At 52.0% G+C, this 17,603-nt stretch carries 15 protein-coding genes and 1 tRNA gene; 2 read left to right on the forward strand and 14 right to left on the reverse strand.

Annotated elements, in window-relative coordinates:
- Window positions 1-10: 10 nt before the first annotated feature.
- The 5 genes from J2Z18_RS05860 to J2Z18_RS05880 all read right to left on the reverse strand — a co-directional run bounded on the left by J2Z18_RS05860 (window position 11) and on the right by J2Z18_RS05880 (window position 7,630).
- The gene (locus J2Z18_RS05860; protein ID WP_007127434.1) at window positions 11-949 is read right to left on the reverse strand and encodes a carbohydrate ABC transporter permease; all 939 of its coding nucleotides are present in this window, start codon (window positions 947-949) and stop codon (window positions 11-13) included.
- 10 nt (window positions 950-959) lie between these two features.
- Window positions 960-1,925, reverse strand: coding sequence for an ABC transporter permease (locus J2Z18_RS05865; protein ID WP_007127433.1), 966 nt, complete (start codon window positions 1,923-1,925; stop codon window positions 960-962).
- Window positions 1,926-2,010: 85 nt separating this feature from the next.
- Window positions 2,011-3,561 carry a response regulator transcription factor gene (locus tag J2Z18_RS05870; RefSeq protein WP_007127432.1) on the reverse strand — a complete coding sequence of 517 codons (1,551 nt, stop codon included), beginning with the start codon at window positions 3,559-3,561 and terminating at the stop codon, window positions 2,011-2,013.
- The gene (locus tag J2Z18_RS05875) at window positions 3,558-5,339 is read right to left on the reverse strand and encodes a sensor histidine kinase (RefSeq protein WP_007127431.1); all 1,782 of its coding nucleotides are present in this window, start codon (window positions 5,337-5,339) and stop codon (window positions 3,558-3,560) included. Before J2Z18_RS05875 ends, J2Z18_RS05870 begins: the two co-directional genes overlap by 4 nt.
- 62 nt (window positions 5,340-5,401) lie before the next feature.
- On the reverse strand, window positions 5,402-7,630 hold the full coding sequence (locus tag J2Z18_RS05880; RefSeq protein WP_007127430.1) for an alpha-galactosidase: 2,229 nt from the start codon (window positions 7,628-7,630) through the stop codon (window positions 5,402-5,404).
- Between the two features lie 232 nt (window positions 7,631-7,862).
- On the opposite strand from J2Z18_RS05880, the gene J2Z18_RS05885 reads away from it, so the two are divergent.
- Complete coding sequence (locus tag J2Z18_RS05885) at window positions 7,863-8,690, forward strand: AraC family transcriptional regulator (RefSeq protein WP_210094372.1); 828 nt, start codon at window positions 7,863-7,865, stop codon at window positions 8,688-8,690.
- A 168-nt stretch (window positions 8,691-8,858) separates the two neighbouring features.
- Here J2Z18_RS05885 and J2Z18_RS05890 read toward each other — a convergent pair.
- A tRNA-Ala gene (locus J2Z18_RS05890) sits at window positions 8,859-8,931 on the reverse strand.
- 174 nt (window positions 8,932-9,105) lie between these two features.
- Window positions 9,106-9,579 (reverse strand): transcriptional regulator NrdR, encoded by a 474-nt coding sequence (gene nrdR, locus J2Z18_RS05895; protein WP_007127427.1) that lies wholly within the window; start codon window positions 9,577-9,579, stop codon window positions 9,106-9,108.
- A gap of 140 nt (window positions 9,580-9,719) precedes the next feature.
- Between nrdR and J2Z18_RS05900 the strand changes: the two genes are divergently transcribed.
- On the forward strand, window positions 9,720-9,947 hold the full coding sequence (locus J2Z18_RS05900) for an alpha/beta-type small acid-soluble spore protein (RefSeq protein WP_007127426.1): 228 nt from the start codon (window positions 9,720-9,722) through the stop codon (window positions 9,945-9,947).
- A 69-nt stretch (window positions 9,948-10,016) separates the two neighbouring features.
- Here J2Z18_RS05900 and J2Z18_RS05905 read toward each other — a convergent pair whose 3' ends face one another.
- The 7 genes from J2Z18_RS05905 to pstB form a co-directional block, all read right to left on the reverse strand.
- Window positions 10,017-10,583: a lytic transglycosylase domain-containing protein gene (locus tag J2Z18_RS05905; protein WP_028403886.1), complete on the reverse strand. Its 567-nt coding sequence runs from the start codon at window positions 10,581-10,583 to the stop codon at window positions 10,017-10,019.
- A complete protein-coding gene (coaE, locus tag J2Z18_RS05910) occupies window positions 10,580-11,179 on the reverse strand; it encodes a dephospho-CoA kinase (protein WP_007127424.1) in 600 nt (199 codons plus the stop codon). Before coaE ends, J2Z18_RS05905 begins: the two co-directional genes overlap by 4 nt.
- A 9-nt stretch (window positions 11,180-11,188) precedes the next feature.
- Entirely contained in the window at window positions 11,189-11,932 is a 744-nt protein-coding gene (locus J2Z18_RS05915; RefSeq protein WP_007127423.1) for an MntP/YtaF family protein, read from the reverse strand.
- A gap of 135 nt (window positions 11,933-12,067) precedes the next feature.
- The gene (gene mutM, locus J2Z18_RS05920) at window positions 12,068-12,901 is read right to left on the reverse strand and encodes a DNA-formamidopyrimidine glycosylase (RefSeq protein ID WP_210094373.1); all 834 of its coding nucleotides are present in this window, start codon (window positions 12,899-12,901) and stop codon (window positions 12,068-12,070) included.
- A 329-nt stretch (window positions 12,902-13,230) separates the two neighbouring features.
- Window positions 13,231-15,888 (reverse strand): DNA polymerase I, encoded by a 2,658-nt coding sequence (gene polA, locus J2Z18_RS05925; RefSeq protein ID WP_007127421.1) that lies wholly within the window; start codon window positions 15,886-15,888, stop codon window positions 13,231-13,233.
- 224 nt (window positions 15,889-16,112) lie between these two features.
- Window positions 16,113-16,772 (reverse strand): phosphate signaling complex protein PhoU, encoded by a 660-nt coding sequence (phoU, locus tag J2Z18_RS05930; protein WP_007127420.1) that lies wholly within the window; start codon window positions 16,770-16,772, stop codon window positions 16,113-16,115.
- A gap of 45 nt (window positions 16,773-16,817) precedes the next feature.
- Window positions 16,818-17,573, reverse strand: a complete 756-nt coding sequence (gene pstB / locus J2Z18_RS05935; protein WP_007127419.1) for a phosphate ABC transporter ATP-binding protein PstB — start codon at window positions 17,571-17,573, stop codon at window positions 16,818-16,820.
- Window positions 17,574-17,603 lie beyond the last annotated feature (30 nt).

Here is a 17,603-nt window from a genome sequence, read left to right on the forward strand (position 1 = left end):
TATCTTCGTTTTAACTCTTCACGGCTCCGAGCGTCATACCCTTCACAAAATATTTTTGCAGGAAAGGATAGACGACCAGAATCGGCACCGTAACGATGATCGTGATTGCCATTTTAACAGATTCCGGCGAAACCTGCGCCATGCGCTGGGCCATATTGGCAGCATCCTGGGAATTGGTCGCACTGGTTGTTGTGCTTTGCAAAATTTTCATCAGCTCATATTGCAGCGTTGTCAACGATTCGTTGGACCCGTTGAACAGATAGGTATCGAACCAAGAGTTCCATTGCCCTACCGCCAAGAAGAGCGCTACAGTGGCTAACGCCGGTTTGCAAAGAGGCAGGATGACGCGCCAGTAAATCGTAAAATCGTTGGCACCGTCGAGTTTGGCCGATTCTTGCAGCGCATAAGGCAGACCGTCAATGAAGGAACGGATAACGAAAACATTAAACGCGCTTACGAGGCCCGGCAAAATGTAAACGGCAAACGTATTGATGAGATGCAGATCCTTCATCAGGATAAATCCCGGAATCAGTCCGCCCGAAACATACATGGTTATAGCCAGAAAGGTTGAAATAAATTTTCTTGCTTGGAATTCCCTGCGCGCAAGCGTGTAAGCCAGCATGGAACCGCTAATCAAGCCCGCTAAGGTGCCAATGACCGTCCGCAGTACGGAAATTTTAAATCCGGTAATCAAGCCGCTGAAAGAAAAAATCATTTCGTAATTTCGCAACGTGAATTGCCTTGGCCAGATCGTAATCCCCCCTCTGACGGTGTCCACCGAATCGTTAAAGGAGATCGCCAGCACGTTTAAAAACGGATAAATCGTCAGAACGGTAACCACGATCATGGATAGATAAACGAACACTTCCAGCATTCGGTCCAGCGGTGATTTTGACTTCAGCTTGCTTTTCATTCGACCGGCCGATGTAGTACTCTTGACAGTCCCCATGTCTTCCTCCTTACATAATGCTTTCGTTAGTAAAGCGCTTAAATATTCCATTAGCCGCAAACAACAGGATCAGGCTTATGACCGAATTGAAGATATTGATCGCCGTCCCGAACGAGTAGCGTCCCATGGCCAATCCATAATTAAGCGCATACAAGTCAAGCACTTCGGAGTAATCGATGACCAGGTGATTGCCTAACAGAAACTGTTTCTCGAAGCCTGTACCGAGCAAATGGCCAATGGACATGATCAGGAGCACGATGATTGTCGGTCGAATCCCCGGCAGCGTGATATGCCACATTTGCCGCAGCCGGCTTGCGCCGTCGACCCGTGCCGCTTCGTACAACTCAGGGCCGATTCCGGAAATAGCCGCCAAGTAGATGATGGCGTTCCATCCGGTTTCCTTCCAAATGTCCGCTCCCGTTACAATCCCCCAGAACCATTGCCCCTGTGCCATGAACTGAATCGGCTGATCGATAATGTTGAGACTCATGAGCAGGCTGTTCACGACGCCGCCGTCCGTCGAGAGCATTTTGGTCACGATGCCCGCAGCTACAACCCACGAAACAAAATGCGGCAGATAAGACACGGTCTGCACAAAACGTTTCATAACCTGTGAACGAACCTCATTGAGCATCAGGGCAAAGGCGACCGGGATGATGAAGCCCGCGATCAGTCCCATAAAGCTCATGGCCAGCGTATTTCGGAGCACCTGGTAGAAATGGTCATCCTGGAACAACGTGCGGAAGTGCTCGAATCCGACCCATTTCTGTTCGAAAAAACTTGCGCCGGGTCTATATTTTTGGAAGGCCATTGTCCAGCCCCATAGCGGCAGGTACTGAAAGACAAAGACCCAAAGAACGAACGGGATGGACATGAAGTAAAGATACTTCTGGTTTTTGAACACCTTCCATGCAGTCCTCTTGGATTGCTCTGTCTTCTTGTATCCGTTTTCTGTTTTTAATGTTATCGCTTTCATGTTTCCCCCCCTCTCCTAGACTTCATCATAAGTCATAGGAGAGAAGCGGCCCATACCACGGATTTCGGTAAAAATCATCCACAAATTATGGATTTTTAAATTCAGAGGGTGAACGGCCCTCGTATTTTTTGAATTTGCTGTGGAAGTAATTGACGCTTGTGTAACCGACGAGTTCGGCGACCTCATAAACCTTCTTTCCCTGTTCCAGCAGCTCCTTGGCTTTTTGGATCCGGACCCTGTCCAGGTAGGTGTTGAAGTACTCACCAGTCTTATTTTTAAAGAGCTGTCCCAAATATGCCGTGCTGTAGTTCAGCATCCCGGCCAATGTTTCCAGTTTCAGGTTATCGGCATAATGCCTATGAATGATGTTGATCATGATCTTTAATTCTTTTTCCTTCCCTTCCGGTTCAGCGTCCTCCGCTAATCCGAGCAGAAAACGGCAGGTCTCGTCGATCAGCTCGTCCAGAAACTCGAATTCGAATATCCCTTTCAAAAATCGCGAAACCTCCTCCGTCCCCTTCATTTCCTTTCGTGAGCCCGCAGTCAGCTTATGAATGACGGCGTTGGATAGAAAGAAGAACGATTCTTTGACAAAGCTTTCATCCGGCTCCTGCGTAAGGAAAAATGCAGCCGCCTCTTCCAACAATGGACGTATCATGGTCTGGTTTCCTGCATCCAAGCTGTAATACAAGCGGAAGACGAGCTCCTCCATCGTCTCTTCGACGTTATGGTTCGAGAGCCCAGTGGATTCCGGTACAGAATGAAGCGAAGGATTGGGCCCCAGCAGACGTCCCTTCTCGCAGAAAAAGGCTTGCTTGATCAATTCCTGCGCTTTTAAAAATGAGCGGTTAATCTCTTCGGGCACCGATACCGTTCCCCCGGTTGCAGCGACGAATCGGTAGTCGCCCGAAGCGTTCGCGATCTCCCGGTACAATTCCTCCCGGCGCTGTTTGCTGCGCAGCGGCTCTCGCAGGAGCAGGATTACGTACGGGGAACTAACGGTAACCACCCCCATATCCCTGCCCTCAATGATCGGCTTCAGCGCATGATCAAGCCTCTGCAGCGCAGCGGGGCGCTCGACTTCGGAAACCCGCGGAAAAACCGCAACGGTCTCGTAGCTGCACCACAGCAGCCCGGCCTCTTTTGCCATGCTCTTCATAGCGGCGGGGTCTTTGGATTTATCCTGCGGAGCGAAAAGATCGTGCAAAAACCAGTTCCGGTTCACAGCCTTCATCTGGTGCTGCCCCTGTTTCAGGCGGTCCTCTTTGATACGCTCGCTTACCCGCTTTAGCGTATTCTTCATTTCACTGATATCCACAGGTTTAAGGAGATACCCGGAAACCCCGTATTTAATCGCTTGTTTGGCATATTCGAAGTCGGCATACCCGCTGAGGATGATAAATTGCATTTGATGACCGGTCGATGTAAGGGACTGGATCAATTGCAATCCATCCATAAGCGGCATGCGGATATCGACGACGGCAATGTCTGGAGGCTCTTGATGAATCATCTCCAACGCTTCTATTCCATTGGATGCCGTGGCCGTAACGGTTAGTCCCAGGCTTTCCCACGGTATCAAGGTTTGAAGGCCTTGACGAAGCTTCGGTTCATCGTCCACGATCATGACCTTCATCATTCGGAACCACCCCCAGGAATAAAAAATGTGACACAAGTTCCGACTCCAGGTTCGCTTTCGATATGCAGCGCACTGGCTGCCCCGTACAGCAAGATAAGCCGGTCATTGACGTTTCGCAGCCCGATCCGCTGCTCCTCCTCATCCAGAACGGATGAAGCAAGCTCTTCCCGAATAAGCGCGAGACGATCGGCCGAAAGGCCAGAGCCGTTATCACTCACGTTGACTTGAATTCCTCTCGGAATTTCTTTTACTTCTACGTTAATGATGACTCCTTCCGCGCGGTTATCCAAGCCATGAACGACGGCGTTCTCCACCAAAGGCTGAATCATGAATGGCGGGACCATCATCTCCTCCAGGCCCGGGTCCACCGTCAATTGATACCTTAAACGGTCTTCATACCTGAATTTTTGAATATCGAGATAACAGCGCACCCGCTCAAGCTCTTTGCTAAGCGAAATCTTCCCGTTGCCGGTCTCGAGACTGCTGCGCAGGAGCGTGCTCAGCAGCCACACCGCCTCCGCGATATCGTCTTGCTTGCGAATATGGGCCTCCATCCGGATCGACTCCAGCGAGTTGAACAGAAAATGGGGGTTAATCTGGCTGGTCAGCATCTTGAACTTAATCTCGTTCTGCCTCTGCTCCACCAGGCTTTTCTGGTGATTCGTTTCCTGGACTTCATGGACCAAATCGTTCACGTCTCTGACCAGCGCATTAAATTGCCTGGACAGCATGCCAATTTCGTCATTTCCATCGATATGCAGAAAGGCTTCCCAGGATCCGGACCGGACTTTGGACATATGCTTGCTCAACCGAAGGAGCCTTCCGGACAATAACGAAGCGGAAGCATAAACAAGCAGGGCGGCAAATAGCAGACTGGCTGTGATCACGGCCGCGCCGAGACGGATCACTTGATCAGCATTACGGGTAATTTCGGCAACAGAGAAAATGGAAATAATGCGAAGTCCGTTCCAGCTATCCTGTGGATGTAAACTGGCGATAACCACCTTGGACGCTTTGCCGTTAACGGACATGTCGTAACTTCCCTCCTGAAGGGATCGTATATTTTCACTGGTGTGCATATCCGATAATTCCTTTCCCGATCCCCTAACTTGATTGGACGCGACGATCCGATGCTGATTATCCACGATAAAGGTAGGAAACGACTCCTGGTCCAGAATGGAATTTAAATGCTGCTTGTCCACATTGATGACCAGAACCCCTTTTCGCCCAGAGGAGTCAAGCGGAAAGGAACGAAACAAGCTTAGATACTCGGCAGCCTTCCGTTCATCCTCGATTAAATTCCAGCCAACCAGCCCTTTCTGCTCGATGGCCGCCTTATACCAGTCCCGGGTTGTGATGCTTTCGTCCGGCTGGATAAATTCCCAATTGTTGAGCGCTCCCTTATTTTCTGCATAGACGCGGATACCCGATATCTCCTTGTACAGCTGGAGGTAGTCTCGAATATCCGTGTACTCCCGGTATGCCTGAATGACTTCGACATAGCTGTCGTACTTTTGGCCGGCTACTCTCTTCATCATGTTGTCATTCATCAGCCGGTTCGAAATATCGAGCGGCACCTTGATTAGCTCTTCCGTACGTTTTCGAACGCGTTCAACATTGCTGGACACTTGCGTAAAGGCGTCTTTAATGACAAGCTCGCGGAGCTTCCCGGTCAGAAACAGGCCGGATAGCAGCAAGGGAAGAACGGCCACCGATATGAACGTAATCGCCAGCTTCTTCTTCATTTTCATGTCATTCATGATTCGGATAAAAAACATGTCTACAACCTCCCGAGTCTGTCTTGCTGCGTGCAAAAGCCCCTTTTCACTTAGAAAGGGGCTTAGCTTCGTCGATGATTTCTCAATCGGGCATAGGACTTGATATTAAACCTGGTCAGGGGCTTCACTGCCTTCAGCCTGAACCACATGCTTTGATAGTCCTTCTGTTCGTATTTAAGGGGCAGGCCAAGCTGCATCAGTCTGTCTCCCCCATAGATCGATTTCTCTCCGCTGATCGAGGACTCCACTTCGTATTCCAGTTCCGGGTCAAGTCCGCCAAGGCGCACGGTCCGCAAAGGCGCGTTCGGCACGGCCATCACTTGAAAAGCGTAAACGAGGGCTTCCTCTTTGTCTTCCGAAACGAACATCCAGGCGGACTCATTTCCTTCAAAAGGGCTCTTCAGGCGGTATAAGTCGCCTTGCTGAACCAGACCCCGAATTTGCTTGTAGGTCGCGACTTGGCGTTTGACCGTTTCCTTTTCTTCATCGGTGAAGTTCGTAAGATCCAGCTCATATCCGAAGTTTCCGGACATGGCGACATCTCCTCGAAATTCGAGGGGCGTGATTCGTCCAACCTGATGGTTCGGAACCGCCGACACATGTGCTCCGATTGCGCTTACGGGATACACAAGGCTGGTGCCGTATTGAATCTTCAGTCTTTCGACCGCATCGGTATTATCGCTTGTCCAGGTTTGGGGCATGTAATACAGCATGCCGGGATCGAAACGTCCGCCGCCGCTGGAGCAGCTTTCGAACAAAATATGCGGAAAATCGGCAGTGATGCGCTCGAGCAGCTCGTACAATCCAAGCACATAGCGGTGAGCGGTCTCGGCTTGATGCTCCGGCTGCAGGGCAGCGGAACCGATCTCCGTCAGGCAGCGGTTCATGTCCCATTTTACGTAAGAGACCGGCACGCTGGTGAATATCGCAGACAACGAATCGTAGATGTAATCGCGCACTTCCTGGCGAGTGTAATCCAGCACTAACTGCCATCTGGCTTCGGTCCGCCTCCGGCCAGGAACATGAAGACACCAATCCGGATGCTTACGGTACAGTTCGCTGTCCGGGGAAATCATCTCGGGCTCGAACCAGAGCCCGAATTTCAGGCCAAGCCGATTGACGCGTTCCGCAACATCCGCGAGCCCGCCCGGCAGCTTCCGGCGGTCCTCGTACCAATCGCCCAACGACGAATTGTCGGAATCCCGTTTCCCGAACCAACCGTCATCCAACACAAACAGTTCGATGCCTAGCTTGGCCCCCTCTTCTGCGATCGATACCAACTTGTCCGCATCGAAGTTAAAATAGGTGGCCTCCCAGTTATTGACCAGAATCGGCCGTTCTTCGTCCCAATACTTCCCTCGGCAAAGGCGGGTACGATACAAACGATGGTACGTCCGCGACATCTCTCCAAGTCCATGTCCGGAGTATACCATCACCGCTTCCGGCGTCTGAAAGCTGTCCCCCGGATTCAGCTGCCAGGCGAAGTCAAAAGAGTTCACGCCGATGCTAAACCTCGTTGAGCCGAATGAATCCACCTCCGCTCCAGCTTCAAAGCTGCCGCTATACACAAGGCTGAAGCCGAAAGCCTCCCCGTGATCTTCCGTCGTTTCCTTGCTGACCAACGCGGCGAAAGGGTTGAATTGGTGGCTGCTCATGCCTCTTTTGCTATCGATGCGGGTTTCGCCCTGCACTAGCGGTCTTCTTCTGATAGTTCCTTCCCTCGCCCAGGCTCCGGAAAGATACATGATTTCCATATCGCCTTTGCCGGTCAAATCGACGCTTGCGCTTAGGGCACGGCGAAGCCGCAGCTTCTTGTCCCCCTCGTTGCTGAGCTGCGTTGAACGAACGATCACGTTGCGATCCGCAAAGATGGTATAGAGAAGGACTACTTTAAGTCCCGAGTATGTATCCTTTAAAATCAGCTCGAGTGAATCCGCTTCGGATTCGTCCTCCGTATAAACAGCCGGAAGTCCAATTAAATGCGGCTTTCCCTTCAGAATCCGGTAGCCGTCATACTTGAGCTCGGTAATCCGCGTTCCATCCTCAAGTTCGGCTTGGTAAGCCGGATTACGGAAGTCTCCGCTGCCGTACTGCGGGTATTCTTGCGGCAACCGGTCCAATCCAGCTCCCGCGGGAGTATGAATCAGCAGATCGCTCATCTTCTCCCGCTGCTTCAGTTTGCCTCCCCAATACACATGTACAGGATAACCGTCCACGATCTGAATCAAATAGCTCATGTCGGATGACTGTAAATGAAACAACCCTGTTTGCTCTTGCACCGTTACGCCCATTGTTACATCCTCTCTTTCTCTTCCATTGAAGCTTCATGCATGATATAGCTGCCTTGACCACCTGCTTATGACATATCCTGAATCAAAAAAACATGGTTTAAGGATTGATCAGGTTATTGCAGAAATGCGGCAGACCCATAAAATGATATAGCACAACAGATATTTCGTACATGGCACGGTGCTCGCTAGTTATGTTATTATGATAGGTATTATATCATGAGGGGTTTTGATTGTGATTGAGTATTTGCCGAGAAGTAAACAACACACCGAACTGCATCTCACTCAATTTGGCATAGAGGATTGTATCTCTGGTCATTATTTTGGGCCCGCTATAAGAACTCACTATTTGCTCCATTATATTTTCAATGGGGAAGGAATCTTCGAGGTAGGGGGAAGCAGGTATCGCCTCCGGAAAGGCCAGGGGTTCCTGATTTGCCCCAATGTCGTAACCTATTATCAGGCCGATGAAGTGAACCCTTGGTCATATGGGTGGTTCGGATTTGACGGCACGCTGGCCGAATCGCTCCTTAAGCAAGCAGGGCTAACCCCTTCATCTCCGATCCTCTATTATGATAGAGACGATAGGATCTATCAGTATTTGCAGTGGATGGCTCAATCGAGTGAAAGCCATAAAGCCCGCGAAACCAGACTAACGGGGCTGCTCTATCTGATGTTATCGTTGTTGGTGGAATCCGGACCCGAAACGCCCCCGATTCAGAAGGATAGCCGGGCGGAAATTTACGTTGAGCAGGTGAAGGATTTTATCGAAATGAACTTTTCCCAAAAAATCACCATCGAGGACATTGCACATTTTATCGGGCTGAATCGAAGCTATTTATGCTCATTATTCAAGCGACAAATGAACGTAAGCATTCAGGATTATTTGATTCGCTACAGGATCGATATGGCATGCAAAATGATGGGAAACGCTGAGCTGTCGATCGGCGATATCGCTCGTTCTGTCGGCTATAGCGACCCTCTGCTGTTTTCCAAAATGTTTAAAAAGATCATGGGTACCTCCCCTAAACATTACCGAAGCATGACGCTGGACAGAGGATAACAGACCTTAAGCGTTTTCAATGGATACCTTGTAAGACGACTATTATATTTCCACTTTGATACAAAAATTGGGCTATCACCTTCGTCACACTGGAAACGTATTATAAATTCGCCCAAGCCCAATAAAAACAAAAAAGTCCTTGGAAATCCAAGGACTTTCTTTATAGTATGGAGCCTAGGGGGATCGAACCCCTGACCTCATCGCTGCCAGCGATGCGCTCTCCCAGCTGAGCTAAGGCCCCGTAAGCGACTTCTATATCATATAAAATTTCTGCAGGCCTGTCAACATATTTTCTGGACTTTTTGTTCGAAGAACAGATGCAGCATTTTGCTTCATAATATAACGTCACTTAACACGGAATACAAGACACAAGGGACCTTGAGCGCCCACGGCAGCACATGGGCTGCAGGCGCTCTTAGAGGTTATGTTCGTCCGTATCTTTGGAGAGGAGACTTTTCAGCTCCTTCATGAACATATTGATATCTTTAAACTGGCGGTATACCGAAGCGAACCTCACATACGCCACCTCGTCGACAGGATACAGCCGTTCCATCAACAGCTCACCGATCTGACGGCTCTCCACCTCGGCAGCGGCCGTATTTCGGAGCGCCTTCTCCACATCGGATACGATCATATCCAACTGATCCACCGAGACCGGACGCTTCTCGCAGGCCCGAATCAGACCGCGCAGCACCTTCTCCCTGCTGAATTCTTCCCGGCTGCCATCCTTCTTCACGACGATCAGCGGCGTTTCTTCCACCATCTCAAACGTTGTAAAACGACGGCTGCACTGCTCGCATTCCCTCCTGCGCCGGATGGATTTATTCTCGTTGGCCGGACGCGAGTCAAGCACCTTCGTACCGGCATAGCCGCAATATGGGCATTTCATAAAATCATGTCACTTCCTCTACACGAAAGTCTTCATCCAATCGGACTGCAAAAATTACCAAAAAATGTTCTGTCTTTGTTGTTATGAAAATGCGAAACCGGAGACATAATACTTTTACCAACTCAAGGAGGTGAACTACAATGCCACAAAGCAACAACAACTCCAACAACCTGGTTGTGCCTCGCGCAAACGCTGCTCTTGAGCAGTTGAAGTACGAGGTAGCTCAAGAGCTTGGTATCTCCATCCCACAAGACGGATACCAAGGTAACATGACTTCCTACGAGAACGGTTCGATCGGGGGTTACATCACGAAGCGCCTGGTAACCCTGGCCGAGCAACAATTGGCTGGTCAATTCTCCGGTCAATAATTGATTCTTACTCAAAAGGAGTGTTGGCGGCTTGATAAGAGCTGTCAACGCTCTTTTCTTCGTATAGGCTTAGAATCGATCATTATACACACTCGTGTATTGATTATAATAATAAATGACACGCTGCACATAATGCCGCGTCTCTCCGACCGGAATCCGCTTAACGTTCTCGTACGTGCCGTCCCACATGCCCTTTTTGATCCAGTTCTTAACGTTTCCCGGACCGGCGTTGTACGCAGCGATAGCCGCAATCGGATTGCCGTCCATTTCCTGATGCAGGTTCTGAATATACCACGTTCCGAGCTGAATGTTCGTGTCCACTTCATTCTTGACGCTGGACAGCGTCACGGAAGGAAGCTTGGCCATTTCCATCGCCCAGTTAGCTGTATCCGGCATCAGCTGCATAATCCCGAGCGCTCCCTTTTTGGATTCCTTGCCGGGCTTGAAGTTCGTCTCTACACGGATAATGGAGGCAACCAGAAACGGATCGACATCATAATAGTCCGCATGCTTTCGAATCTCGTCCCTGTACTCGATCGGGTACAGCAAGGTCATCCAATTCGAGCTCAGAAACAGCAGCCCGACAAAAGATACAAACAGCAGAAGCAGCACTCTTTTTTTACGGAGCCACTTCATACCCGAACCATCCTGTTCCACAGCTTGTCCACCTGCTGCTTCGTCTCGTCCAGCGTTCCGCTATTGTCGATAACGATATCCGCAAGCTTCTTCTTGGCTTCAATATCCATCTGACTCCCGAGACGGGCCGCGGCTTGTCCTTCCGTCAGCGCATCACGATCCATCAGTCGCCGGATTTGCAGCTCTCTGGGAACATAGACGACGACAATCTGTTCCAGAAAAGAATACTGTTCACGCGCCTCCAGCAGCAGCGGGATATCCGCCACGACAAGGCGGTCTGGATAATCGCGTTCGTAGGCTTCCGTCCGGTCCCGGATTTCCTGCCGAATGGCCGGGTGGGTAATCCGGTTCAGCGCTTCCCGCTGCTCGGGGTCCCGAAAGATGATCTCCCCCAGCTTTTTTCGATTGAGCGTTCCGTCTTCCAGCAAAATATGTTGTCCGAAATGAGCGGTCACCTCAGCCAGCACCGGATGACCCGGGAGCATGACTTCCCGGGCGATGACATCCGCATCGACGAGAAGCGCCCCCTTCGTGGTCAGCATGGAGGACACGGTGCTTTTGCCTGTTGCGATTCCTCCGGTTAAACCGATATTCATGACTTCACCTCATAACAGCTTCATTATACCCATGATGATTAACAATAACGCGGGAAGGTACGAGATCAGACGCATGCCGTTCTTTGATGCAAACCGCAGTCCGACCCTCATCCCCAGCATTAGAAAGATCCCGCTGAATAGTGCGACCACTGAAGCCGTGCCGAGCGGGGAAAAACCGAGCATCGCCGCGCCAAGACCGGCTCCGAATGCATCGAGCGACAGCGCAATGCCTAGCCACATCGCTTCCCATGAAGAGATGCTCCCGGAATTGTCCATATCCGCTTGGACAGGGCTCCGCAGAATTTGGATGACGAGGCCAAGCTTGCGGATTTCAAATGAGAAAACCGCCTTCTGCAGAGCTTCGCCGCCACCCGCATGTTCTTCCCGGTTCACGCCCGACTGTTCGTCAGCCCGCGGTCCGTCCGTTCCGTAGTGCGCAATCCCCTGATCGATTCCATGCGCCCTTACCTTGCGATCTCTTGTTCCCCAAACCTGCTGATATAACGACCATAAGCCGAGCAGAATCAGAATGGCCGCCCCGATCACCGATGCCGCTGACGGGGACAAAAACCGCTGGAGCAGCGCCCCCGCCTGCATGGAGACGCCAAGCACGAGTCCCGAACACAGCGAGATAATAAGAACGGACAGCAGCGGGATTTTGGTTTTGCGCAGACCGTATGTAACCCCTGCCCCAAACCCGTCCAAGCTTAGCGCCATAGCCAGCAGTATGGGCGAGAAAAAATGACTGAGCACCCTCTCTTCCCTCCTTCGCAGAACCCATCAAGCCTTCGCTTAGCCGTTATTTCATGGCAGCTAATAGCCTGATCAGCTTCCCAATTGTCTCCTCATTATATGAGTGGAGAAAAGAAGGGGTGCACGCCCAGTTCCTTACTTCCTGTCCGGCTGGCATGAAGGGCAGTAATGCGTGCCCCTTCCGCCGACAACCGTCTTGAAGACCGGACCGCCGCAGCCGTAGCAGGGCTCGTCCTTCCGGCCGTAGATTTTGAGACTGTGCTGGAACATGCCCATCTCGCCCTGACCGTTAACATAGGACTTAATGGAGGCCCCGCCCGCTTCTACCGCCTCGGACAGGGTGGCCACAATCGAATGGTACAGCCGGGACAGTTCATCGTCCCCGAGCTTATTGGCCGGGATCTCCGGATGAATGCCGGCCCGGAATAAGGATTCATCGACATATATATTTCCGATGCCGACGACATATGCCTGATTCAGCAGCACCGCTTTGATCTTCGTCTTCTTGCTGCCGATCACTTCTTTGAAAGTATCCGGAGTCAGCGTATCGTCCAGAGGCTCATAGCCAAGCTTCGATAACGGCGGATGGTTAAACTCCTCGCCCGGTGCGAACAGATGCATCGTGCCAAATTGGCGCACGTCCTTGTATCTCAATTCCGTACCGTCCGAAAAATGAAAAATGACGTGGGTATGCTTCTCTACGGGCTCATCCTTCCGGTAGAGCCCATAGCGGCCTTCCATCCGAAGGTGTGAGACAAGCACAAGCCCGTCCAGCAAGATGCGCAGAAACTTCCCCCTGCGCTCGACACCTTCAATCGTATGGCCTTTCAGCATAAATGCAAAAGCATCCACATCGTCAGGCCGCTGAATGATTCGCGGCAGATTTACGGTCACATGATCTATATATTTGCCTTTAATCAATTGATTAAGGGTTCGTTTGACTGTTTCGACTTCCGGCAATTCCGGCATAATAACTTCACCTCTACCTCATTATACCGGAAGATGGGATGGAGCGGCACCCACCTGGGGTGGAAACCTGTGGCATTTTATCCTAAATGACTTTGGTCCCGCCGACCTGCTGCCGCTGACTTCAAGACAGGCGATGCCGACAACGGTGCCGCCAAAGTAAATCCACGGACCGACCGGCACTTTCGTTCGCGTAGCTGCGCAACGCTAAAACCATCGTACCCGCGTGCCTCGCCGCGTTACTCCACATCGCCCTCGACGAATGCAGCTGTATCGCTTTCTACAGCTCCTAACGGCACCACCTTGCCTTGCCCCATCGGCCAGCAGAGACTCTACTTCGCCTCGTACCAGTTCGTGCCGTAGCTGACCTCCGATTTCAGCGGAACCGACAGCGCTAGCGCATGGCTCATCACCTCAGGCACAAGCTCCTTCATGATTTCAAGCTCATCCTCCGGCACCTCGAATACCAATTCATCGTGTACCTGCAGCAGCATGCGGCTCTTCAGCTTGCGCTCCTGCAAGGCGGCATCCATATGAACCATCGCCAGCTTGATAATATCGGCGGCCGTCCCCTGAATCGGCGTATTCATCGCCGTCCGTTCGGCAAAGGAACGAAGGTTGAAGTTGCTTGCATTAATCTCGGGAAGGTACCGTCTGCGTTCGAGCAGCGTCTTCACGTAACCGTTCTGCTTGGCTTCCTTAACGATTTCGTCCATGTAGCGGCGAACGCCCTGGAACACCTCGAAATACTGGTCGATGAAAGCCGCCGCTTCCTTCCGGGTGATGTTCAGGTTCTGCGACAGGCCGTAATCGCTGATGCCGTACACAATGCCGAAATTGACCGCCTTCGCGGACCGGCGCATGTTGGCATCAACCTCATCCACGCCGACGCCGAATACATCCATGGCCGTCTTCGTGTGAATGTCCATATCATGCAGGAACGCTTCCTTCAGCCGCTCGTCGTCCGAAATATGGGCAAGCACGCGCAGCTCGATCTGCGAATAGTCCGCGGCCAAAATGCTCCAGCCCGGCTCGGAAGGCACAAACACTTTGCGCAGCTTCCGTCCTTCCTCCAGCCTGATCGGAATATTCTGCAGGTTCGGATATTGGCTGCTCAGCCGTCCCGTGGCGGCGATAGTCTGACGGTAATACGTATGCACCTTGCCCGTCTTCCCGGAAATCTCCTTCAACAGACCTTCAACATACGTCGATTGAAGCTTGGCAAGCGTCCGGTATTGGAGAATCAGCCGGACGATATCGTGATACGGCGCCAGCTTCTCCAGCACTTCGGCGTCCGTCGAATAACCGGTCTTGGTCTTCTTGATGACAGGCAGCTGCAGCTTAACGAACAGAATTTCGCCGAGCTGTTTCGGAGAATTCAAATTAAATTCCGTTCCTGCAATCTCGTAAATTTCCTGAACGAGCCGCTCGATTTGCGCCTCGAACTCGCGCCCGAGCTCCTTCAGATCCTCCACATTGACGGCAATGCCCTGCTTCTCCATATCGGCCAAAATCCGGGACAGCGGCATTTCCAGATCATAGAACAGCGGAAGCATTTCATTATCGGCCAATTCCTTCTCCTGGAGCGGAATCAGCTGGGCGGCAGCCAGACATTTGCGGGCCATATGCTCGCTGAGCTTGTCCGTGTCCGGTACCTTGTATTTTGCCCCTTTCCCGAACACATCCTCATCCGCCTGCAGGTACGACAGGCCGTACTTCGCAGCCAATCCGCTAAGGCTCTGGTTCGCCTCTGTCGGATCAAGCAAATACCCGGCCAGATGAACGTCGAACGCCGCGCCGGCAAAAGGGATGTCCTGCCAATGAAGCGCCAGGTCGATCCGGTGAAGATCATACCCGCGTTTTGGAATGTCGCTGCTGGCCAGCCACGTCCGGATCGGCTCCGCCGCCTCCGACTTCAGCACGTCGAACGGAATGTAGAACTGGCGGTCCTCCGTGGCCAGCGCCACGCCGATCACCTCCGCATGATGCGGGTTATCGCCATGGGTTTCCACATGCAGGATGCTGACCTGCTCCAGTACACCTGCAAGCTCCGCAAGCTTTCCTTCATCCACGATCGTCACGTCGATCTGAGCCTGCGGCTCCGACTCGGCTTCCGAGCCGCCTCCGCTCGTGCGGAGATCAAGCCGTTCGATCAACGATTTGAATTCCAGCTTCGCCAGCGCGGGGCCGGCTGTCTCCTCGTTGAGACCATTAAACACCATATCGTCCAATGTCTGCTCAAGCGGTACCTCGCGGAAGATCGTCGCCAGCTTTTTGCTTAGAATCGCCGAATCGGCATGCTCCTCGATCTTTTCCTTCATCTTGCCCTTCAGCTCGCCAGAGCGGGCGACAACCTCTTCTACCGAACCGAATTCATGCAGCAGCTTAAGCGCCGTCTTCTCGCCGACGCCAGGAACGCCGGGAATGTTGTCCGAGGCATCGCCCATCAGGCCTTTCAGATCAATGATCTGTTCGGGGGTGAGATCGTAACGCTCCTTGATCTGCTCCGGTCCGTAGTACTCGATTTCGGTGACGCCCTTGCGGACCATCGCAATCGTCGTATTCTCGGATGCCAGCTGCAGCATATCCTTGTCCCCGGACACGACCATCACCTTCCGGCCGGCTTCATCGGCCTGGCGCGTAATCGTTCCGATAATATCGTCGGCTTCATATCCGCCGATCTCGAATTGGGAAACGCCCAATCCTTTAAGCAGCTCCTTCAGCAGCGGAAATTGTCCGGACAGCTCCGGCGGCGTCTTCTGGCGGCCGCCCTTGTAATCCTGATAGTCCGCATGCCGAAACGTTTCCTTGCCCGCATCGAAGGCCACCATCATATGTGTTGGTTTATGCTCTTCGATCAGGCGAAGCAGCATGGTTGTAAAACCGTAAACGGCGTTCGTCTGCTGGCCGCTCGCATTCGTCAGCGGCGGCATGGCAAAGAACGCCCTGTAAATAATATTGTTTCCATCAATCAGGATCAGCTTGTCCATAGAACACCTCGCACCCATAATTCTTCCTTACCTCATGATAACATAGGTTACCGCTAAATTCCGAATGATCCTCCCGTCTTACTTAAAAAATGAAGAATGCTTCCTAATAGACGCTCGGATAAATCCGGGGGATCTGCATTAAATCTGCGGTTGCTGCTTTAATGGCAGGCCGTAGCATAAAAAAACGCCGGCATATAGCCGGCGTTCCCGTTCTTTAAAGCATCTTATTGATTCAGGTCCGGACGGTGTCCCGTCACCAGATAAACCGTGCTTTCCCCGATATTGGTCGCATGGTCGGCAATGCGTTCGATGTACCGGCCAACCATGACCAGCAGCATCGCTTGATTCGCCGTATCCGGATCCGAGGTCAGGTGAGCGAATAGGTCCTGCAAAATAATGCTGTACAAATGATCCACCTGATCATCGTCCTGGGCCATTTTATAAGCCAGGTCCGTATTCTCCGTCAGATAGGATTCGATGGATTCCGATACCATCGCCCGCACTTGATCCGACATGCGCGGCAGATCCACCAAAGGCTTGATCAGCTTCTGGCCTTGGAGGCGAAGGGTGACTTTGGCAACGTCGCGTGCCAGATCCCCCATCCGCTCCAGATCGCTCGCGATCCGGAAGGCGACCAGAATGCGCCGCAAATCTTTCGCCACCGGCTGCTGGGTGACGATCAGGCGCGAGCCGATGTCCATGATCTGCTCTTCCATCGCGTTCAGCTGGACGTCGTTGTCAACGACGCGCTGGGCTTTGTCCGCATCCAGGGTCTGCAGAGACTGTACGGCCAAGGCCAGTGCCTCCTCCATATGCTTTCCCATCTCGCGCAGTAATGTTTTCAGCTCGTCGAGCTGCTGGTCAAACTCAATTCTCCGGATCATGTGGTGCTCCTCCTATCTATGCTTAAGAAGATGATAATTGAACCATTAACCGAAACGGCCGGAAATATAATCCTCGGTGCGGGCATCCGAAGGCGTGGAGAAGAGAACGTCGGTGCTAGCCGACTCCACCACCTCACCGTTCAAGAAAAACACCGTCTGGCCAGATACCCGAGCGGCCTGGTGCATGTTGTGCGTAACCATAACGATTGTATAAGTGCTCTTCAATTCCTGAACCAGCTCTTCAATCTTCAGGGTCGAGATCGGGTCAAGCGCAGAGGTCGCCTCATCCATGAGAAGGATATCCGGCTGAACGGCCAGCGCACGCGCGATGCACAGACGCTGCTGTTGACCGCCTGAAAGGCTCAGCGCCGAACGCTTCAAATAGTCCTTGACCTCTTCCCACAGCGCAGCTTGCTTCAAGCTCTGCTCAACGATGCCGTCCAGATCGGACTTGCTCTTGATGCCGTGCAGGCGCGGTCCGTAGGCAATATTGTCATAGATCGATTTCGGGAACGGATTCGGCTGCTGGAACACCATGCCGACCTGCTTGCGCAGGGCTTCCACATGAACGTCCTCGCCGTAAATTTCGGTGCCGCCGATCCGCACGCTGCCCTCGATCCGGGTTGCCGGAATCATGTCATTCATGCGGTTCAAGGTCCGAAGCAGCGTCGATTTACCGCAGCCGGAAGGTCCGATGAATGCGGTGACTGTTTTTTCGGGTATGTCCAGATCGACATTTTTGAGCGCATGATACGTGTCGTAGTATAGGTTCAGTTTCTCAATCTGTATGATGGCTTCCATATTTTATTCATGTCTCCTTTTTTACGATTC

Origin of the sequence: Paenibacillus lactis, assembly GCF_017873605.1 — a bacterium.
GTDB classification, from domain to species: domain Bacteria; phylum Bacillota; class Bacilli; order Paenibacillales; family Paenibacillaceae; genus Paenibacillus_AQ; species Paenibacillus_AQ lactis.

Bases quoted from the DNA above. Each gene is read 5' to 3' on its own strand.
- J2Z18_RS05860 (WP_007127434.1), bottom strand. From the start codon at position 949: ATGGGGACTGTCAAGAGTACTACATCGGCCGGTCGAATGAAAAGCAAG.
- J2Z18_RS05865 (WP_007127433.1), bottom strand. From the start codon at position 1,925: ATGAAAGCGATAACATTAAAAACAGAAAACGGATACAAGAAGACAGAG.
- J2Z18_RS05870 (WP_007127432.1), bottom strand. From the start codon at position 3,561: ATGATGAAGGTCATGATCGTGGACGATGAACCGAAGCTTCGTCAAGGC.
- J2Z18_RS05875 (WP_007127431.1), bottom strand. From the start codon at position 5,339: ATGTTTTTTATCCGAATCATGAATGACATGAAAATGAAGAAGAAGCTG.
- J2Z18_RS05880 (WP_007127430.1), bottom strand. From the start codon at position 7,630: ATGGGCGTAACGGTGCAAGAGCAAACAGGGTTGTTTCATTTACAGTCA.
- nrdR (WP_007127427.1), bottom strand. From the start codon at position 9,579: ATGAAATGCCCATATTGCGGCTATGCCGGTACGAAGGTGCTTGACTCG.
- J2Z18_RS05900 (WP_007127426.1), top strand. From the start codon at position 9,720: ATGCCACAAAGCAACAACAACTCCAACAACCTGGTTGTGCCTCGCGCA.
- J2Z18_RS05905 (WP_028403886.1), bottom strand. From the start codon at position 10,583: ATGAAGTGGCTCCGTAAAAAAAGAGTGCTGCTTCTGCTGTTTGTATCT.
- coaE (WP_007127424.1), bottom strand. From the start codon at position 11,179: ATGAATATCGGTTTAACCGGAGGAATCGCAACAGGCAAAAGCACCGTG.
- mutM (WP_210094373.1), bottom strand. From the start codon at position 12,901: ATGCCGGAATTGCCGGAAGTCGAAACAGTCAAACGAACCCTTAATCAA.
- polA (WP_007127421.1), bottom strand. From the start codon at position 15,888: ATGGACAAGCTGATCCTGATTGATGGAAACAATATTATTTACAGGGCG.
- phoU (WP_007127420.1), bottom strand. From the start codon at position 16,772: ATGATCCGGAGAATTGAGTTTGACCAGCAGCTCGACGAGCTGAAAACA.
- pstB (WP_007127419.1), bottom strand. From the start codon at position 17,573: ATGGAAGCCATCATACAGATTGAGAAACTGAACCTATACTACGACACG.